18 protein-coding genes are annotated in these 18,339 nt (G+C 47.5%); 17 read left to right on the top strand and 1 reads right to left on the bottom strand.

Annotated elements, in window-relative coordinates; all coding sequences use genetic code 11:
* The 15 genes from BCT11_RS06840 to fliJ form a co-directional block, all read left to right on the top strand.
* Positions 1 to 130: flagellin (locus tag BCT11_RS06840; RefSeq protein WP_277868756.1), on the top strand; the 130-nt coding region annotated here is incomplete at its 5' end.
* Between the two features lie 300 nt (positions 131 to 430).
* Entirely contained in the window at positions 431 to 1,561 is a 1,131-nt protein-coding gene (locus BCT11_RS06835) for a flagellin (protein WP_038872117.1), read from the top strand.
* Between the two features lie 80 nt (positions 1,562 to 1,641).
* Positions 1,642 to 2,070: a flagellar protein FlaG gene (flaG, locus tag BCT11_RS06830; protein WP_038872115.1), complete on the top strand. Its 429-nt coding sequence runs from the start codon at positions 1,642 to 1,644 to the stop codon at positions 2,068 to 2,070.
* A 20-nt stretch (positions 2,071 to 2,090) separates the two neighbouring features.
* Positions 2,091 to 4,094 carry a flagellar filament capping protein FliD gene (gene fliD / locus BCT11_RS06825; RefSeq protein WP_102387707.1) on the top strand — a complete coding sequence of 668 codons (2,004 nt, stop codon included), beginning with the start codon at positions 2,091 to 2,093 and terminating at the stop codon, positions 4,092 to 4,094.
* A 3-nt stretch (positions 4,095 to 4,097) separates the two neighbouring features.
* Positions 4,098 to 4,403, top strand: a complete 306-nt coding sequence (locus BCT11_RS06820; RefSeq protein ID WP_039974189.1) for a flagellar protein FliT — start codon at positions 4,098 to 4,100, stop codon at positions 4,401 to 4,403.
* Between the two features lie 12 nt (positions 4,404 to 4,415).
* Positions 4,416 to 4,826 carry a flagellar export chaperone FliS gene (fliS, locus tag BCT11_RS06815; RefSeq protein ID WP_005438665.1) on the top strand — a complete coding sequence of 137 codons (411 nt, stop codon included), beginning with the start codon at positions 4,416 to 4,418 and terminating at the stop codon, positions 4,824 to 4,826.
* 285 nt (positions 4,827 to 5,111) lie between these two features.
* Positions 5,112 to 6,578 (top strand): sigma-54 dependent transcriptional regulator, encoded by a 1,467-nt coding sequence (locus BCT11_RS06810; RefSeq protein WP_038872109.1) that lies wholly within the window; start codon positions 5,112 to 5,114, stop codon positions 6,576 to 6,578.
* A gap of 192 nt (positions 6,579 to 6,770) precedes the next feature.
* Complete coding sequence (locus tag BCT11_RS06805) at positions 6,771 to 7,808, top strand: ATP-binding protein (RefSeq protein WP_038882126.1); 1,038 nt, start codon at positions 6,771 to 6,773, stop codon at positions 7,806 to 7,808.
* A complete protein-coding gene (locus BCT11_RS06800) occupies positions 7,808 to 9,217 on the top strand; it encodes a sigma-54 dependent transcriptional regulator (protein ID WP_102387706.1) in 1,410 nt (469 codons plus the stop codon). The genes BCT11_RS06805 and BCT11_RS06800 overlap by 1 nt, the downstream gene beginning before the upstream one ends.
* Positions 9,218 to 9,343: 126 nt before the next feature.
* Positions 9,344 to 9,655 (top strand): flagellar hook-basal body complex protein FliE, encoded by a 312-nt coding sequence (gene fliE, locus BCT11_RS06795; RefSeq protein ID WP_038872101.1) that lies wholly within the window; start codon positions 9,344 to 9,346, stop codon positions 9,653 to 9,655.
* A gap of 14 nt (positions 9,656 to 9,669) precedes the next feature.
* The gene (gene fliF, locus BCT11_RS06790; RefSeq protein ID WP_095760607.1) at positions 9,670 to 11,412 is read left to right on the top strand and encodes a flagellar basal-body MS-ring/collar protein FliF; all 1,743 of its coding nucleotides are present in this window, start codon (positions 9,670 to 9,672) and stop codon (positions 11,410 to 11,412) included.
* A complete protein-coding gene (gene fliG / locus BCT11_RS06785; RefSeq protein WP_038872096.1) occupies positions 11,405 to 12,457 on the top strand; it encodes a flagellar motor switch protein FliG in 1,053 nt (350 codons plus the stop codon). The genes fliF and fliG overlap by 8 nt, the downstream gene beginning before the upstream one ends.
* A 113-nt stretch (positions 12,458 to 12,570) precedes the next feature.
* The gene (fliH, locus tag BCT11_RS06780) at positions 12,571 to 13,371 is read left to right on the top strand and encodes a flagellar assembly protein FliH (protein ID WP_102387705.1); all 801 of its coding nucleotides are present in this window, start codon (positions 12,571 to 12,573) and stop codon (positions 13,369 to 13,371) included.
* Between the two features lie 3 nt (positions 13,372 to 13,374).
* On the top strand, positions 13,375 to 14,694 hold the full coding sequence (fliI, locus tag BCT11_RS06775) for a flagellar protein export ATPase FliI (protein WP_038872090.1): 1,320 nt from the start codon (positions 13,375 to 13,377) through the stop codon (positions 14,692 to 14,694).
* Between the two features lie 6 nt (positions 14,695 to 14,700).
* Positions 14,701 to 15,144 carry a flagellar export protein FliJ gene (fliJ, locus tag BCT11_RS06770; protein WP_005438686.1) on the top strand — a complete coding sequence of 148 codons (444 nt, stop codon included), beginning with the start codon at positions 14,701 to 14,703 and terminating at the stop codon, positions 15,142 to 15,144.
* A gap of 56 nt (positions 15,145 to 15,200) precedes the next feature.
* On the opposite strand, the gene BCT11_RS06765 is transcribed toward fliJ, so the two are convergent.
* On the bottom strand, positions 15,201 to 15,515 hold the full coding sequence (locus BCT11_RS06765; protein ID WP_102387704.1) for an NIPSNAP family protein: 315 nt from the start codon (positions 15,513 to 15,515) through the stop codon (positions 15,201 to 15,203).
* A 264-nt stretch (positions 15,516 to 15,779) separates the two neighbouring features.
* Between BCT11_RS06765 and BCT11_RS06760 the strand changes: the two genes are divergently transcribed.
* A complete protein-coding gene (locus BCT11_RS06760) occupies positions 15,780 to 17,792 on the top strand; it encodes a flagellar hook-length control protein FliK (protein ID WP_102387708.1) in 2,013 nt (670 codons plus the stop codon).
* Between the two features lie 39 nt (positions 17,793 to 17,831).
* Positions 17,832 to 18,332: a flagellar basal body-associated protein FliL gene (gene fliL / locus BCT11_RS06755; protein WP_038872085.1), complete on the top strand. Its 501-nt coding sequence runs from the start codon at positions 17,832 to 17,834 to the stop codon at positions 18,330 to 18,332.
* Positions 18,333 to 18,339 lie beyond the last annotated feature (7 nt).

Here is an 18,339-nt window from a genome sequence, read left to right as displayed (position 1 = left end):
TATCAAAGATACCGACTTCGCAAAAGAAACGACTCAAATGACCAAGTCACAAATTCTATCGCAAGCGTCAAGCTCAATCCTTGCGCAAGCGAAACAAGCGCCTAACTCAGCGCTAAGCCTACTAGGTTAATTTTCAACCTAAAGGCAAGAACCTCATTGGCTCGTGGTGAGAGATGAGCGAGTAAACCCAGCCTCGGCTGGGTTTTTTTATGTCTGATTTTTTATTTTAATCGAGTGTTATTTATCCCCAATCGTAATATTAGAGATTCATCACACTTCATTAAGTCGAAGAAAATAATCGCAAAAAATTGAAATTTTCTCCTAAAGGATATTTATAGGCCGCCGTTAAAGGGACTGAGAGAAATGAGATGTACCTAAGTGAGGTGAGAGACACGACGGTACATCAACTAAAGCCTTAAGGAGATCAACTATGGCGATTAACGTTAATACTAACGTTTCTGCGATGACCGCACAGCGTTACCTAAATCAGGCGGCTGAAGGTCAACAAAAATCAATGGAGCGTTTGTCTTCGGGTTATAAAATCAATAGCGCGAAAGACGATGCTGCCGGTCTACAGATTTCTAACCGTTTGAACGCACAGAGCCGTGGTCTAGACATGGCTGTGAAAAACGCGAACGACGGTATTTCTATTGCACAGGTTGCTGAAGGTGCAATGAATGAATCTACCAACATCCTACAACGTATGCGTGACTTATCGCTTCAATCTGCGAACGGTTCGAACTCAAAATCAGAACGTGTAGCGATCCAAGAAGAAGTTACAGCGCTTAACGACGAACTAAACCGTATCGCTGAAACAACCTCTTTCGGTGGTAACAAGCTTCTTAACGGTACTTACGGTACTCAATCTTTCCAAATCGGTGCGGACTCTGGTGAAGCGGTCATGCTTTCTATGGGTAACCTACGTTCTGATACTTCTGCAATGGGCGGTAAGAGCTATGCAGCAGAAGACGGTAAAGATGCATCTTGGGCGGTTGGTGACAACACTGAACTTAAGCTGAACTACACCAACAAGCAAGGTGAAGAGAAAGAGCTGACTATCACTGCAAAGCAAGGCGATGATATTGAACAGCTAGCAACTTACATCAACGGTCAAAGCGACGACGTTAAAGCGTCTGTTGGTGAGGACGGTAAGCTGCAAGTATTCGCTGCTACTCAAAAAGTAACAGGTGATGTTGAGTTCTCTGGCAACCTAGCAGGTGAAATTGGCTTCGGTGATGCTAAAGACGTAACGGTTAAAGACATCGACGTAACGTCAGTTGCAGGTTCTCAAGAAGCGGTAGCTATCATCGATGGCGCACTAAAATCAGTAGACAGCCAACGTGCGTCTCTTGGTGCATTCCAAAACCGTTTCAACCACGCAATCAGCAACCTAGACAACATTAACGAGAACGTTAACGCGTCTAACAGCCGTATTAAAGATACTGACTACGCGAAGGAAACAACGGCGATGACTAAGTCGCAGATCCTTCAACAAGCAAGTACTTCAATCTTGGCACAAGCAAAGCAGTCACCATCTGCGGCGCTGAGCTTGTTGGGCTAATTGGGTCGACTCAGCCTAGTGATACCATCACCAAAGCGATAGACCTAATCGTTAGCTCATAAGGTGGAAGGGAGATTGTAATGGAAATATCCTCCTACGCATCGAACATCCAGCCTTACGGCACACCGAGTGGCACAAAAGTTGCTAAAGAAAATGGCATAGGCACGCCTAGCACAGCAAGTTCAAACGGTAATACTTCGCCTGTAAAAGCGAAGGAAACCGAACGTGACCTCTCTGTTCAAGCTGCGATTGAAATGGCGGAATCCCGCCAAGAGCTGAACAAAGAAGAGCGCGAGAAAATGGTTGAGCAAATGAATGAATTTGTGAGCGCCATGAATAAAGGAGTGGCGTTTCGAGTCGATGAAGAATCGGGTCGAGACGTCGTGACGATTTACGAAGCCACAACCGGTGATGTAATTCGTCAGATTCCTGATGAAGAAATGCTAGTGGTATTGCGTCGCCTAGCTGAGCACACAGCTAACCGCGGTTTGTTAGTTGAAAAGGTGTAAGTCGTTTTTGAGGTGATTTGATGAGTTTAGGCCCTTTGGGGATGTCTGGTGGCATGGATATCAATTCCATGGTCAGCAAAATTGTAGATGCCGAGCGTGTGCCAAAGCAGCAACGCATCGACAACGAGCGTACGACAATTGACGCCAGCATCAGTGCCTACGGGCGACTCAGAGAATCGTTGGATACGATGAAAAATCTCATGACGAACTTTCGTCAGGAGAAGGCGTTTGCCGTTCGTTCTGTAGAGACAACGGACGACGCAGTCGTATCTGCGACCGCAACTACTGACGCTATAGCCGGTAAGTATGCTATCGATGTGTTGCAGCTTGCACAGAGCCATAAAGTGGCTTCTGACGTTCTGCCAGAAGACGCTAAGTTTGGTCCTGGTAAGCTGCAGATTTCTCTTGGTGATGACACCTTCGACGTTAATGTCCGTTCTAGCTCTAAGCTAGTTGATGTCGTTCGTGGAATTAACGGCGCTAAGGATAACCCTGGCGTACGTGCTTCCTTAATTAACGACGTAGCAGGGCCGCGTTTGATCCTTGCTTCGAACCTGTCGGGCAAGGACCATCAACTTAAAGTCAGTGTGGACGCCGAAGCCGGCAGCCCTCTGAAACATTTCGAATACAAAACACTGGAAGACCGAGTGAATGCGCTTGAAGAAGCACGTGAAGCGGCTGAAGCAGTGTTAGGGCCTCTAAAAGCGCCTGAAACCGATGCAAACCAACCGGAAGCGTTGGATGCAGACGGCAATCCTATACCTCCTGAAGAACAACAAGCGGCAGAGAATGTGCCAGATGGCGCAACGGATGAACCGATCTCTGCGGCCGGTGCTGCCGCTGCGAAAGCGGGTCAAGAAGCGATAGAAAAAGCCAATCAACGAGCGGGTATGCGTCCGCAAGACAGTATCCCTGGCTGGACTGAAACCGCTTCAGGTACACTCCTCGATTCTTACCGTCCACCGGAATTAGAGTTGGACGAAGATGCGATCGCCAAAGCGCCAGACGTACCGGGCTGGAACAATACCGCCTCAGGTACGTTGACTGATTCTTACGTCACAACCAAAGAAGCCAAGCAGCAATTAGAGCAAGAAAAAGCCGAGATCGAAGAAAAGATTGCGGATGAAAAACAAGCGCTTGACCAAAAAGTGGAACGTGGAGAACTGACAGAAGAACAAGCAAAGACCATCCATCGCGCTAAATTAGAACCCGAAGAGCGTGAACGTCTTGAAAAGATAGATGTAGCAGAAGCTAAAATTGCTGAGGCTCAAAAATCCTTCGAGGCTTACACCGGTATGGCTCAAGTCCAAGCAGGACAAGACTCCATGGTGATGCTGGATGGTGTTGCGCAGTTGTCGAGTCACAACAACGTCATTGAAGATGCCATTGAGGGCGTGAACCTCACTTTGAAAGGCAAATCAGAGCTGGGTAAACCGCCTGCTGAAATCGGTGTTGAATATGACCGTCAAAGCGTGCGCTCAGATATCGAAAGCTTTGTTTCGGCTTACAACGCGTTCTATCAAACATCCAAAGCATTAGCGAATGTCGACCCAACGACAGGTCAACGCGGGCCTTTAGCGGGTGACAGTACTGTTCGTAATGCTGATTCTCGGTTGAAATCGGTCTTTTCGACCAACATTGAAAAAGCACCAGAAGACCTAAAATCGCTGACTGAATTTGGCATTACTACGACTCGTCAAGGTACGCTAGAAATCAACTACGACATGCTTGATCGTCAGCTGAACAACAACTTCAACGAGTTAGAGAAGTTCTTTGGTGGCAATACCGGTTTTGCCAAACGTGTGGAAGATGCGATTCAAGGCATCACGGGTTTCACTGGCAGTATCCGTACTCGTGAAAAAAGCCTGACTGAACAAAATTATCGTCTGAGTGATGATCAAGCGGCACTCGATCGCCGCATGGACAGCTTAGAGAAGCGCACTCATGCAAAATTCGCTGCCATGCAAGACGCTACTGGCAAGATGCAAGGCCAACTTGGAGCGTTAATGAACGCGCTGGGCTAATAGATGCGAAATGAACTCATTGAAATAAGTGATATTGATCAACTAATTACGAAAGAACTGGAAAAAGTCGACGTTAATGCTGAAGAAATTCAACGTTTGGTCGATATCAGGGAACGGTTATTGCAAAACCTGCTACCCATTGTCGAGAGCAATCCGGTGCTAAAGCAGGAAGCAGAATGGCAAAACTTGCTTATTCGTACCAAAAGAATTGTCGAGCTGATGCAGGCAGAGACTTCTAACGTGGGTAAAGAACTTCATAAGTTCCGTTATGGTCAGCGTTCGCTTCAGCAGTACAAAAAATTTATATAAAAGAGGAATACTATGCGCGGTTCTTTGCAAGCATACAAAAAGGTATCAGTCGACAGCCAATTGAGCGCGGCTTCTCCGCACAAAGTCATTCAAATGCTAATGGCGGGTGCAATTGAGCGTCTGATCCAAGGTAAAGCAGCAATGCAAGCAGGCAATATTCCTGCAAAAGGTGAACGTCTGGGTAAAGCGTTGGACATCATCATCGCACTGCGCAGCTGTCTGTCGATGGACGACGGTGGTGATATTGCATCAAACTTAGATTCACTTTACGAGTTCATGATCACTCAGATCTCGGCAGCGAACCACCAAAACGATCCTCAACCGATCGACGACGTTATCGACATTATTCGTGAGATAAAATCAGCTTGGGACCAGATCCCGACTGAATTCCACAACCTAACAGCTGCTGAAGTCGGCATTTAATAATCAAAACAATACCTTACTTAAATAGTAGGGTATTGCGTCTGATTGCACAGAAAGTTATTCAGTAAAGTTACAATCAAGCTCACACCTCTTTATTGCTTGGTTGCCTTATTTTTTTATTCAAATAAAATAGAAGTCATTAGTGGCCCCTAATGGCTTTTTTTTGTTGCTGATTTTCCTATTTTGTCTATCGTTAATTGAGAGTGGTCCCCCCTTTTTACACTCAATTGCGCAAATCAAGGTCTGGCCGCAACACACCCATAATAAAGGCAATCATTCTTACTTATGCAAGGTTTGGCAAAGCTGCTTGTAATTGATGACGATGCACCAAGTCGTTTAAATATAAGCAATATATTGGAATTTGTTGGAGAAAGTTGCGAAGCGGTCAGTTCTGACCAGCTAGGCGATGTAGACTGGTCTAGCGTGTGGTCAGGTTGTATTGTCGGTAACATCTCGGCGGGTAGTGCTGCGACAACAGTGATGGCTCACCTTAATGAAGCCTACCATATCCCACTTCTCATCTTGGGCTCGTTTCCGTTGCCTGTTGATGACTTGCCAAATTTCGTTGGGGAGTTAGAGCAACCGCTGAACTACCCACAACTTAGCGAAGCACTGCGTCACTGCAAAGATTTCCTTGGTCGCAAAGGCGTTAACGTTGTTGCAAGCGCACGCAAAAATACTCTTTTCCGTAGCCTTGTAGGCCAAAGCCGTGGCATTCAAGAAGTTCGTCATTTGATTGAACAAGTTTCTAATACTGAAGCAAACGTCCTGATCTTGGGTGAATCTGGCACGGGTAAAGAAGTCGTCGCACGCAATATTCATTACCATTCTGCTTACCGTAATGGTCCGTTTGTGCCAATTAACTGTGGCGCAATTCCGCCAGAGCTGTTGGAAAGTGAACTGTTTGGTCATGAGAAAGGTGCTTTCACGGGGGCATTGACCTCGCGTAAAGGCCGATTCGAATTGGCAGAAGGCGGTACGATCTTCCTTGATGAAATTGGCGATATGCCAATGTCGATGCAAGTGAAGTTACTGCGCGTTCTACAAGAGCGATGTTTTGAACGTGTAGGTGGTAACACCACGATTAAAGTAAACGTTCGTGTTGTAGCAGCAACGCACCGCAACCTAGAGAACATGATCGATGATGGCACATTCCGTGAAGATCTGTTCTACCGCCTCAATGTATTCCCAATCGAGATGCCGGCGCTTAAAGCACGTAAGCAAGATATTCCATTGCTACTGCAAGAACTGATGACGCGTTTGGAAGCCGAAGGTGGGCAACCAATTTGCTTTACGCCTCGTGCAATTAACTCCTTAATGGAACACAACTGGCCGGGTAACGTTCGCGAGCTTGCGAACCTTGTTGAACGCATGATTATTCTGTACCCGAACAGTTTGGTCGACGTAAACCATCTGCCAACCAAGTACCGTTACAGTGATATTCCTGAGTTCCAACCAGAAGGTAACCCATTTACTTCGGTTGAAGAACAAGAGCGTGACGTGTTCCAAGATATCTTCTCTGAGAACTTCAGTTTTGAAGATCAAAGCGATCTGGACCACAACATGAATGCGCCTCAAGCACTGCCGCCAGAAGGCGTGAACTTGAAAGAGCTATTAGCCGATATGGAAGTCAATATGATCAGCCAAGCGTTAGAAGCGCAAGGTGGTGTGGTTGCACGAGCAGCAGATATGCTTGGAATGCGACGCACGACTTTGGTTGAGAAAATGCGGAAATACAACCTACAACGATAGGTAAAGTCTGACGTTCATACGCTTAAACTCTGAACGTTTTGTTATCTTTTCTGACAATAAAACCGCACTTTTCTTAGTGTCAACTTCTTGTCGATAACATAACGCTATGATAAATATAGAAAACAGCTTGGTATGCTAATTGCTTACCAAGCTGTTTTAGTATTTAAATGGCGATATTTCGACAGGCAGTGAATGGACAATAACACCAACCAATCCCATTTAGACTCAGTAGAGAATCAAGTAGAGCGTTACAAACAAGTTTTGGACGTGATGCCTGCTGGTGTGATCTTGCTCGATACACACGGTGTTGTGCGCGAAGCGAACCCAGAAGCACATCGAATTCTAGAGATTCCACTGGTCAACGAGAAATGGTTCAACATCATCCAAGCGGTCTTTGATCCGCGTGAAGATGATGGTCATGAAATCTCACTGCGTAATGGACGTAAAGTTCGCTTGGCGATCTCCGCTTCGGCGACGGGACAGCTGATTCTGATCACCGACTTGACCGAAACACGCTTGCTGCAATCACGCGTGAGTGATTTGCAACGACTGTCCTCCTTAGGTCGCATGGTGGCGTCTTTGGCTCACCAAGTAAGAACGCCGTTATCGAGTGCCATGCTATATGCATCAAATTTAGGTGCGCCAAATCTCCCTCCAGCGACAAGAGAGCGATTTCAAAGCAAATTAATGGATCGACTGCACGATTTGGAGAAGCAGGTTAATGATATGCTGCTTTTTGCCAAGGGTGGTGATAATAAAGTCATTAAGCCATTTAACATTGCTCAGCTTGTTGCGGAATACCAGCCGATGGTGGAAACCGCGCTGAAGAACAATAACATTGACTACTTCTTAGAAGTGGAAGAAGAACAGACTGAGCTGTTAGGCAATGCTAACGCCATTGCATCCGCACTGAGTAACTTGGTGATGAATGCGATTCAGATGTCTGGAAAGGAATCACAAATAGATGTCTTTTTCCGCCCGGTTAACGGTGAACTGCGCATTTCTGTGCAAGACAGCGGGCCGGGAGTACCAAAAGAACTACAAGCCAAGATTATGGAGCCGTTTTTTACCACGCGTTCTCAAGGAACCGGGTTGGGGCTCGCTGTAGTTCAAATGGTTTGCCGTGCCCATGACGGTCGATTGGAACTCATTTCAGAGCAGGGCGATGGAGCCTGCTTTACCATGTGCATTCCGCTAGAGCGAGTGCAAGCAGATACTGGAGAATCATAATGGCGCAAAGCAAAGTGCTGATCGTAGAGGACGATGAAGGTCTTCGTGAAGCCCTAGTAGATACTCTGGCTCTGGCAGGGTACGAATGGTTAGAAGCCGATTGTGCAGAAGATGCGTTAGTAAAACTAAAGTCAAACGCGGTCGACATCGTGGTTTCTGACGTACAAATGGCAGGCATGGGCGGTTTGGCTCTGCTACGCAATATCAAACAGAATTGGCCGAACTTACCCGTTCTTCTTATGACGGCTTACGCAAACATTGAAGACGCAGTATCAGCAATGAAAGAAGGTGCGATTGATTACATGGCGAAGCCATTTGCACCAGAAGTACTGCTGAACATGGTGAGCCGTTACGCACCAATTAAGAGTGACGATAACGGTGACGCGGTCGTGGCGGACGAGAAAAGTCTGCGCCTATTGGCTTTGGCTGACAAAGTCGCGCGCACCGATGCAAACGTGATGATCTTGGGCCCAAGTGGCTCTGGTAAAGAAGTCATGTCCCGTTACATCCACAACGCGTCTAATCGCAAAGATGGCCCTTTTGTCGCAATCAACTGTGCGGCAATCCCAGACAACATGCTTGAAGCGACGTTGTTCGGCTACGAGAAAGGTGCGTTTACCGGTGCGGTGCAAGCGTGTCCGGGTAAGTTTGAGCAAGCACAAGGCGGTACGATTTTGCTGGATGAAATCAGTGAAATGGACTTGAGCTTACAAGCGAAACTGCTGCGTGTTTTACAAGAGCGAGAAGTGGAGCGTTTGGGTAGTCGCAAGAGCATCAAGCTCGACGTGCGCGTTCTTGCCACTAGTAACCGTGACCTCAAGCAGTACGTCTCAGAGGGCAACTTCCGTGAAGACTTGTACTACCGCTTGAACGTATTCCCAATTTCATGGCCGGCACTTTGTGAACGTAAGGGGGATATTGTGCCACTTGCAACGCATCTTGCTGAACGTCATTGCAGCAAAATGGGCATGCCAGTACCTAAGTTCTCACCAGTTGCATTAGATAAACTGCTTCAATATCCATGGCCGGGTAACGTTCGTGAGTTGGATAACGTGGTTCAGCGAGCACTCATTTTGAGCGAAAACGGTGACATCGATGCAGAACACATTTTGTTGGAAGGTGTAGATTGGCAAGATGCAAGCAGCCTACAATCTGTTGTGCAAAATGCTGAGGTTTTGGTTCCCGATGTTAAGCCTGTCGCGCAAGTGGATCCGATCAATCGTGTTGCCGCTGGTGGTGAAGGCCTTGGTGGTGAACTGCGTGACCAAGAGTACGCGATCATTTTGGAAACCTTGATCGAATGTAACGGCCGCCGCAAAGAGATGGCAGAGAAATTAGGTATTAGTCCACGTACCCTGCGTTACAAACTCGCCAAAATGCGTGACGCTGGTATCGATATTCCTGCTTAGTACTCACATCAATAGCCATAGGACAAAAGTGTGGGTACACTACGGCACTATTGTCTTATGGCACAGTAATTGCTGTGTCAATAATCAGTTTTAGTTAATAGTCAAACTTTTGGCTTAGAGGTGACAATGAAAGTTGATGGTATTCAAGCACAAATGCGCGCCATGATGGTGGAAGCGACCAACACCGCTCCCGTTGCAACTGGTGCGAAAGTAGGGGCGGATTTTGGCGATCTCCTCACTAAAGCCATCAATAACGTTAACTCACTCCAAAAAACATCCGGCGACCTGCAAACGCGTTTCGATCGTGGTGACGCTGATGTTTCCCTTTCTGACGTTATGATTGCTCGTAACAAGTCCAGTGTTGCATTTGATGCCACTGTACAAATCCGCAATAAGCTCGTTGAGTCCTATAAGGATCTCATGAACATGCCAGTGTAATTTAGGTAATAAGTGTGGCAGACAAGTCTACAGATTTAACCGTCACCGATGGCGGCGCAGATGGTGCACTGATCGCTGGCTCAGATTTGGATGTGGATAGCCAAAACCCAGATCTTGAAGAGCGTAGTGCGTCAAAATTCGATATGGCAGTAGGTGACCTCGATTTACTTCGACAGGTTGTGCTTGTGCTGTCTATCTCTATCTGTGTTGCGTTAATCGTGATGCTGTTCTTCTGGGTGAAAGAGCCGGAAATGCGCCCTCTAGGTGCGTATGAAACCGAAGAATTGATCCCAGTGCTGGATTATCTTGATCAGCAAAAAATCAACTACAAGCTTGATGGAAACACCATCTCGGTTGAGTCGAGTGATTACAACTCGATCAAACTCGGCATGGTGCGTTCAGGTGTGAACCAAGCGACTGAGGCGGGTGATGATATTCTGCTGCAAGACATGGGCTTTGGTGTATCACAACGTTTGGAGCAAGAACGTTTGAAGCTCAGCCGCGAGCGCCAACTTGCGCAAGCGATTGAAGAGATGAAGCAAGTGCGTAAAGCACGTGTGCTTCTTGCTTTGCCAAAACACAGTGTGTTCGTACGTCACAACCAAGAAGCGTCTGCTTCGGTATTTTTGACACTCTCTACTGGCACAAGCCTTAAGCAACAAGAAGTTGACTCCATCGTCGACATGGTGGCGAGTGCTGTTCCTGGCATGAAGACGTCACGTATTACGGTGACCGATCAACACGGTCGTCTATTGAGCTCAGGCTCACAAGATCCTGCCTCTGCGGCTCGTCGTAAAGAGCAAGAACTTGAACGCAGCCAAGAACAAGCGCTACGAGAAAAAATTGATTCCGTCCTGCTGCCAATCCTAGGTTTTGGTAACTACACCGCGCAAGTAGACATCCAAATGGATTTCAGTGCGGTAGAGCAGACTCGCAAACGTTTCGACCCAAATACACCAGCGACACGAAGCGAATACGCACTCGAAGATTATAACAACGGTAACATGGTGGCAGGCATTCCTGGCGCTTTGAGCAATCAACCGCCCGCGGACGCGTCTATCCCACAAGACGTCGCGCAGATGAAAGATGGCTCAATTACCGGCCAAGGCTCGGTGCGTAAAGAATCAACGCGCAACTTTGAACTCGATACCACCATCAGTCACGAACGTAAACAGACTGGTACATTGGCACGCCAAACCGTTTCTGTAGCTATTAAAGACCGTCGCAGCGTGAATCCAGACACGGGTGAAGTCACTTACACTCCAATGTCAGAATCTGAAATTAATGCGATTCGTCAAGTGCTGATCGGTACGGTTGGTTTTGACCAAAATCGTGGTGACTTACTCAATGTCTTGAGTGTGAAGTTTGCCGAGCCAGAACTTGAGCAGATGGTCGATCCACCGATTTGGGAACATCCGAACTTCAATGATTGGGTTCGTTGGTTCGCAAGTGCATTGGTGATCATCGTTGTGGTCTTGGTGTTGGTTCGCCCAGCATTGAAGAAACTGCTCAACCCAGCGAGCGACGACGAAGACGAAATGTACGGACCAGATGGCTTGCCAATTGGTGCGGATGGCGAAACCAGCCTGATTGGTAGCGACATCGAAAGCGGTGAACTGTTTGAGTTTGGTTCAAGCATTGATTTGCCTAACCTTCACAAAGATGAAGATGTATTGAAAGCGGTTCGCGCTCTGGTTGCAAACGAGCCTGAACTTGCCGCTCAAGTTGTGAAAAATTGGATGAATGACAATGGCTAACGATATCGTTCCTCAAGATGAAAATGGCGGATTGCCGGTAGAATTTGATGCGTCCACCATTACCGGTGAAGAAAAAGCAGCCATCTTATTGCTCAGCCTGAATGAGAGTGACGCCGCTGGCATTATTCGTCACCTAGAACCCAAGCAGGTTCAGCGTGTGGGCAGTGCAATGGCAAAGGCAAAGGACCTTAGCCAAGACAAAGTCTCAGCGGTTCATCGAGCGTTTTTGGAAGACATCCAGAAATACACCAACATTGGTATGGGCAGCGAAGACTTTATGCGTAATGCTCTGGTTGCTGCACTGGGTGAAGACAAAGCGAATAACTTGGTTGATCAAATCCTATTGGGTACCGGCTCGAAAGGTCTGGATTCATTAAAATGGATGGATCCTCGCCAAGTGGCAAGCATTATTGTCAACGAACACCCGCAGATCCAAACGATAGTTTTGTCTTACTTGGAAGCAGACCAGTCCGCAGAAATCTTATCTCAGTTCCCAGAGCGTGTGCGCTTGGACCTGATGATGCGTATTGCCAACCTAGAAGAAGTTCAACCGTCTGCACTGGCAGAGCTGAACGAAATCATGGAGAAACAGTTCGCAGGCCAAGCGGGTGCACAAGCCGCGAAGATTGGCGGCCTGAAGGCAGCGGCAGAAATCATGAACTACCTAGACAACAACGTCGAAGGTATCTTGATGGAACAAATTCGCGACCAAGACGAAGACATGGCGACACAAATCCAAGACCTTATGTTCGTATTCGAGAACTTGGTGGAAGTGGACGACCAAGGTATTCAGAAATTGCTGCGTGACGTTCCACAGGACGTTCTGCAACGCGCACTTAAAGGTGCCGATGACTCTCTACGTGAGAAAGTCTTCAAGAACATGTCTAAGCGTGCAGCTGAGATGATGCGTGACGATATCGAAGCAATGCCACCAGTTCGCGTTGCAGACGTAGAAGCGGCGCAAAAAGAAATCTTGGCGATTGCTCGTCGTATGGCTGACGCTGGCGAAATCATGCTGTCTGGCGGCGCAGACGAGTTCTTATAATCCTTTCTTATTCCTCCTGCTTAAGTGGGAGGAATGCACTTCCTTAGTCGCGCATTTTTCAAAGCACTTTATTTTTAATATCAATTTCAACATAGACAGATTGTAGGTTAAGCATGGCTGGCGATAGAAAACGTGGATTTATCCGTCCTGATGAAGACGATGCGATGGTCGAACCGCAGCGCTGGGGGTTGCCTGATTATGGTGAGCCGAAAGCAAAGCAAGCCAAGCAAACTGCGTTTAACTACGATCCAGGTTGGGTGCCAAACTTTGACGAACCAGAAGAAGAGCAAGCGCTTGAGCTGACAGAAGAACAGATTGAATTGATCAAGCAGGGCGCTTATCAAGAAGGTCTGTATCAAGGTCAAGAAGCAGGCTTTAAACAAGGCTACGACAAAGGCAAAGAAGAAGGCATTCAAGCAGGACATGCAGAAGGTCTGGAGCTCGGCAAAGTTGAAGGCGTGACGGCAGGACAAGAGTACATTCAGCAGCAAGTAGAAACCTTCATGAACTTGGCAAACCAGTTCGCTCAGCCTTTGGAGCTCATGAACGCTCAGGTTGAAAAGCAGCTGATAGACATGGTGTTGTGCCTAGTTAAAGAAGTCGTACACGTGGAAGTGCAAACCAATCCTCAAATTATTCTCGATACGGTGAAGCAGTCTGTCGAGGCGTTGCCTATTTCTGGTCATCCAATCACCTTGCATTTGAACCCCGATGACGTCGCGATCATCCGTTCTGCATATGGTGAAGAAGAGCTCGATTGCCGTAACTGGACGTTGGTCTCTGAACCAGCGCTAAACCGTGGCGATGTACAAATCGCAGCGGGTGAATCGAGCATTAACTACCGCATGGAAGAACGCGTGAAAAGCGTGTTGAACAGCTTTTGTGGTGCAAATCGCCATCAAGGGAGCGAGTAATCCATGCAAGCCTTGGCCGACCGCTTAAAAAACTACAAAGTTGAAGGTTTAACCACACGCCCTGTTGCTTCCGGCAAGCTTGTGCGTGTTGTTGGCTTAACTTTGGAAGCAACGGGTTGCCGTGCGCCAATTGGCAGTTTGTGTTTGGTCGAAACCATGTCCGGTCATATGGAAGCGGAAGTGGTGGGCTTTTCTGGAGACAATCTTTTCTTAATGCCGAGTGAGCAAATCACAGGCATCTTACCAGGGGCGAAAGTGACACCTTTGACCAGCGAGGCCGGTCTGCCTGTTGGTATGGAGCTACTAGGTCGCGTGATCGACGGTGTGGGTAACCCACTGGACGGTCTTGGTCCGCTTTACACCGAGCAACGGGCTTCGTTCAATGCCGAACCTATTAACCCATTGGCACGTAAACCGATATCCGAACCACTCGACGTCGGCCTGAAAGCTATCAACGGTTTATTGACGGTAGGTAAAGGCCAGCGTATTGGTCTGTTTGCCGGTTCTGGTGTGGGTAAGTCCGTTACTCTAGGTATGATGACACGAGGCACGACGGCGCAAGTGGTTGTCGTTGGCCTGATTGGTGAACGTGGACGCGAAGTAAAAGAATTCATTGAAGAGATTTTGGGTGAAGACGGACGCCGTCGCTCTGTTGTGGTGGCTGCTCCTGCCGATGCTTCACCTTTGATGCGTTTGAAGGGGTGCCAAACTGCCCTGACGATTGCCGAATACTTCCGTGACCAAGGGTTAGATGTTCTTCTATTGATGGACTCACTGACTCGTTTTGCTCAAGCACAGCGCGAAATTGCACTGTCAGTCGGTGAGCCTCCTGCAACCAAAGGTTATCCGCCTTCGGTATTTGCGAAATTACCGGCGTTGGTAGAACGTGCGGGTAATGGCAGTGATGACCAAGGTTCGATTACCGCTTTCTTTACTGTTTTAACCGAGGGTGATGATCTACAAGATCCGATTGCCGATGCGTCACGTGCGATCCTCGATGGCCACATCGTGTTATCCCGAGAAATGGCCGATGCGGGCCACTACCCGGCGATTGACGTTGAGAAATCGGTGAGCCGCGTTATGCCGCAAATCACCACCGAAGAACACGTATTGATGTCGAAAGCTGTGCGCCAAGTGCTCTCCATTTGCCGTAAAAACCAAGACTTGGTGTCGATTGGTGCGTACAAGCCGGGTACTGATCCAGCGATCGATGGTGCGTTTACCCTCAAGCCAAGATTGGACGAATACCTACAACAACGTATGAAAGAATCCGTACCATACGATATGTGTGTCAATATGCTGAAAAGCATTTTAGGTGGGTAATAGCGCATGAATAACGCGATGGAATTCCTACTTGATCAAGCGAAAGAGCGTGAAGACCAAGCGGTGTTGGCACTGAACAAAGCACGCTCAGAGCTTGAAGACTACTACCGCCAAGTAGAGCAAATTGAAAAGTACCGCTTAGATTACTGCCAGCAGTTGGTAGACCGTGGTATGGCGGGACTCACCGCAAGCCAATACGGCCACTTAAACCGCTTTTTAACCCAGCTTGATGAAACGCTTTCCAAGCAAAAGCAGGCAGAAAACCACTTTAAAGAGCAGGTGGTGAACTGCCAAGACTATTGGTTAAACATGCGTAAAGAACGGATGTCTTACGAGTGGATGATTGAAAAGCGCGAGAAAGAAAAGCAAATTGCGGAAGCTAAGCGTGAGCAAAAGCAGATGGATGAGTTTTCTACCTTGCTGTATAGCCGAAAACCGCAACGATTTTAATCGTTTCTCATCGTTTCTCATCGTTTCTCATCGTTGTATTGCGTTAGTGCTGCTGGTTATATATCTACTGATTCAAGCAAGGTCACTTTGACGGAGTCTTGCTCTATCAACTCAAACACTTTTGGTCGAATGTTGCTAATCCACCAATCATTGTAAGTGTCCGCATAAAGTCTCTGACGATCGGCTTCGCTATCAAATTCTCGTAACCACACAAAATAATCGTGCCCATCTTCGCCAGTGTGAACGTAAGTGTTCAATACGCGCATGCCTTTGGAGCGTTGGTAGGGCAGCAACTCGTCTTTCATCCACGTTAACCATTGCTCAGTTTTGCCTGTTTTGATTTTGTATTGGCGTAATTCTGTTACTTTCACAGTCGGTCCTCGTCGGTTGAGCAAGGTTACTGTTTACGCCTTGAAAGCGTTTGAGTCAAATTCATCGAACTAAGCCGTTTCTTCTAAGGTTGATCTTGATTCCATCATTCAATCGGGCCTGATGAGCGTCAGAAAACTCACGTTATGCGTTGGCGTGATTTTTGCAATTCTATTTGCCAAACGGGTTCTCCAATCACCTAATTTTGCCATGCAAGGCAATCCGGCAGTGGAATGACTCACGCTGGCGATAACGAGAGTGTCTATATGAATGTGAATTTGTCGAATGTTTCTGCAACCAGTAAGTCATCGGTTTCCGATGCGTCTTCAAAAGTTGATGCAGAACACCCTGAAAGCAAAGGTTTTTTTGAAACCTTAGCTGGGGTATTTACGGATTCACAAAAAGCAGAAAAGGCAGTCGCGAAGTCTGACACGCCAGAAGCATCAACAGAAATTGAAAGCGAAAGCCTGAAAGTGGCCTCGACAGGCTCTGAAGGTGAGAGCCAAGAAAAAGTCGCTGATACTGTGGATGGCGAGAAAGTGGCACCTGCAGAATCAACCGATGAGCTACTTGCTCAAGGCGACGATAAACAAATGGTGAGCAGCAAAGCAGGTGAGCTTTCAGATAGCGACTCGGCTTCTAGCGGTGTTAAACAAACAAATTCATCAGAAGGTGATGCAACTCCGTCAGCAGCAAATGGTGCTTCAAGCCAAGTTACACAGGGCGCGATAGCAAACCAAACGCAACCTAATGACGCAGATACTTTTGAACAGGCGCCTAATGCTCAAGTGAAAAGTGCGATGGGAGAGGGTCAGCAGTTGCTTGGTCGAATTGAACAAGCAAACCAAGCGCTAAAAACTAATGAGTCTTTAGTTGATAGCGGCAAAGCATTGCCACCAGAGGCAGCATTTGCAGCAAAGTCAATGATGACAGTGGATGGTAAGCCGTTATCACCAGAGCAAAAGATCGAACTAGCAGCGTCAAATACGTTACCGCAAGGTGAGATTACCGTGTCGAAACAAGGTGAAACGGTGACTTTGGATGCCGACGGTAAACCAATTGGCCCACACCCTAAGACAGAAGCACAAATTGATTGGAATTCACCGAACACTCAAGCCATGCATGCAGAAGCAACCGTAAACGCGACGACGCAAGCCGCGGTTAACGGCCAAGTTGTCACACAAGGTGCGCAGCCGGTTATTGGATCTGAGGCGTTTCAACAAACCTTGTCCGCCGACGCTGAAACGATTGACGTAAAACGCATCTCTATCGATGAACTACACGTCATCGATACAAAGTTAGCGCAAGGAAAGCCGCTTTCTAAGCAAGAGAACGATATCATTGAAGGGCTAAAAACGGGCGAACTTATTGCGGATATTCCAGAGCAAGAGTTGGCTCAGTTTGTTGCCTTACCGAGTGATGTAAAAGTCGCAATGGCAGAACATCAAGCAGCCCAACACAACTCTAGAACGGTTGCTTCAACGGTGACCGCTCAGCAAGCGCATCAACTTGCCGCGCAGGAACTAAAGCATACGACCGCACAAGTGAACGCTCAAACTGCAGCAACGCCAAATGTCGATAAAGCTGCAATGTCTGTGATGCCAGAGGCACTAGCGGCTTCAACGATGAATCCTGTGAATCAAGCAGCATCGAGTGCTGAATTGAGTAAGAAGGTCATGAATGCTGGCCTTGCTGCTGGCGCATTAAAAGGTGCTGCGAATAAGCAAGATAAACCGGAACCACAACCTAGTTTAGCGGGACAAATTCAAGCGGCAGCAGGTCAACAAGGTGTGACAGCTCAGCAACAAACAAGAGTGGATGCCGCTCAGCAAGCTCAGTTGCCGTTGCAACTAACCAAAGAGCTGGCGAATGATCAAGTCGCTGAGAAAGTGCAAATGATGATGTCGAAGAACTTAAAGAACCTCGATATCCGTCTTGACCCACCAGAACTTGGTCGTATGCAGATCCGCATGACAATGAACAACGATCTTGCCAACGTTCATTTTACGGTAGCAAACCCACAAGCACGCGACTTGATTGAACAAACACTGCCTCGTCTAAGAGAAATGTTGGCGCAGCAAGGCATGCAACTGGCGGATTCTTCAGTGCAACAACAAAGCAGTGGTCAGCAGCAAGGTGGTTATGCGAATGCGGATCAAAATGGTCAAAGCGGACAAGGTCGTGGATTTTCTGGCCAGTCAGATGAAAACTTTGATGCCGACGTGAATCTTGATTTGAATGTGGCCTCAAAGCGTGATGGAATTAGTTTTTACGCATAAAATAGCGGCCTAGAAAAAGCAGAACAATAAGAGACAGTAATGGCAGAAGAACAGCTACAAGGTGTTGATGCACCGAAAGGAAAAGGCAAACTACTGGTCATCATCATTGCGGTAGTGGTGTTGCTTATCGGTGGTGGTGCAGCAGCCTTCTTTTTAATGGGTTCTGACGAGCCTGCGCAAGCCGCTCAAACTCAGCAAGCGCAAGCCACGACCGCTGCAGAGCCCATTGCTTACGTTAACATTGCACAACCGTTTATTTTTAACGTGACGGGTGACCGTCGCGACAGACTGGTACAAATCAAAGCACAGCTGATGGTGCGCGGTAGTGAAAATGAGCAATTAGCTCGTTACCACTCCCCACTAATTGAAAGCTCTTTGTTGTCGACTTTCGCATCGGCAACCGTAGAGCAGCTTCGTTCACCTACGGGTCGTGTGGAACTGCGAGATCGCGCTTCAGACGACATCAAAGCGGCATTGAACGCGGCAGTTGGTAAGCCAGTGATTGAGAAAGTACTGTTTACAGATTTTGTAATTCAATAGGTAAAAC

The sequence above is a fragment of the Vibrio sp. 10N.222.52.B12 genome, from assembly GCF_002875385.1.
In the GTDB taxonomy this organism is placed as follows: Bacteria; Pseudomonadota; Gammaproteobacteria; order Enterobacterales; family Vibrionaceae; genus Vibrio; species Vibrio jasicida.
The sequence above is the reverse complement of the archived record's forward strand: the minus strand, read 5'-3'. Positions and strand labels throughout refer to the sequence as shown.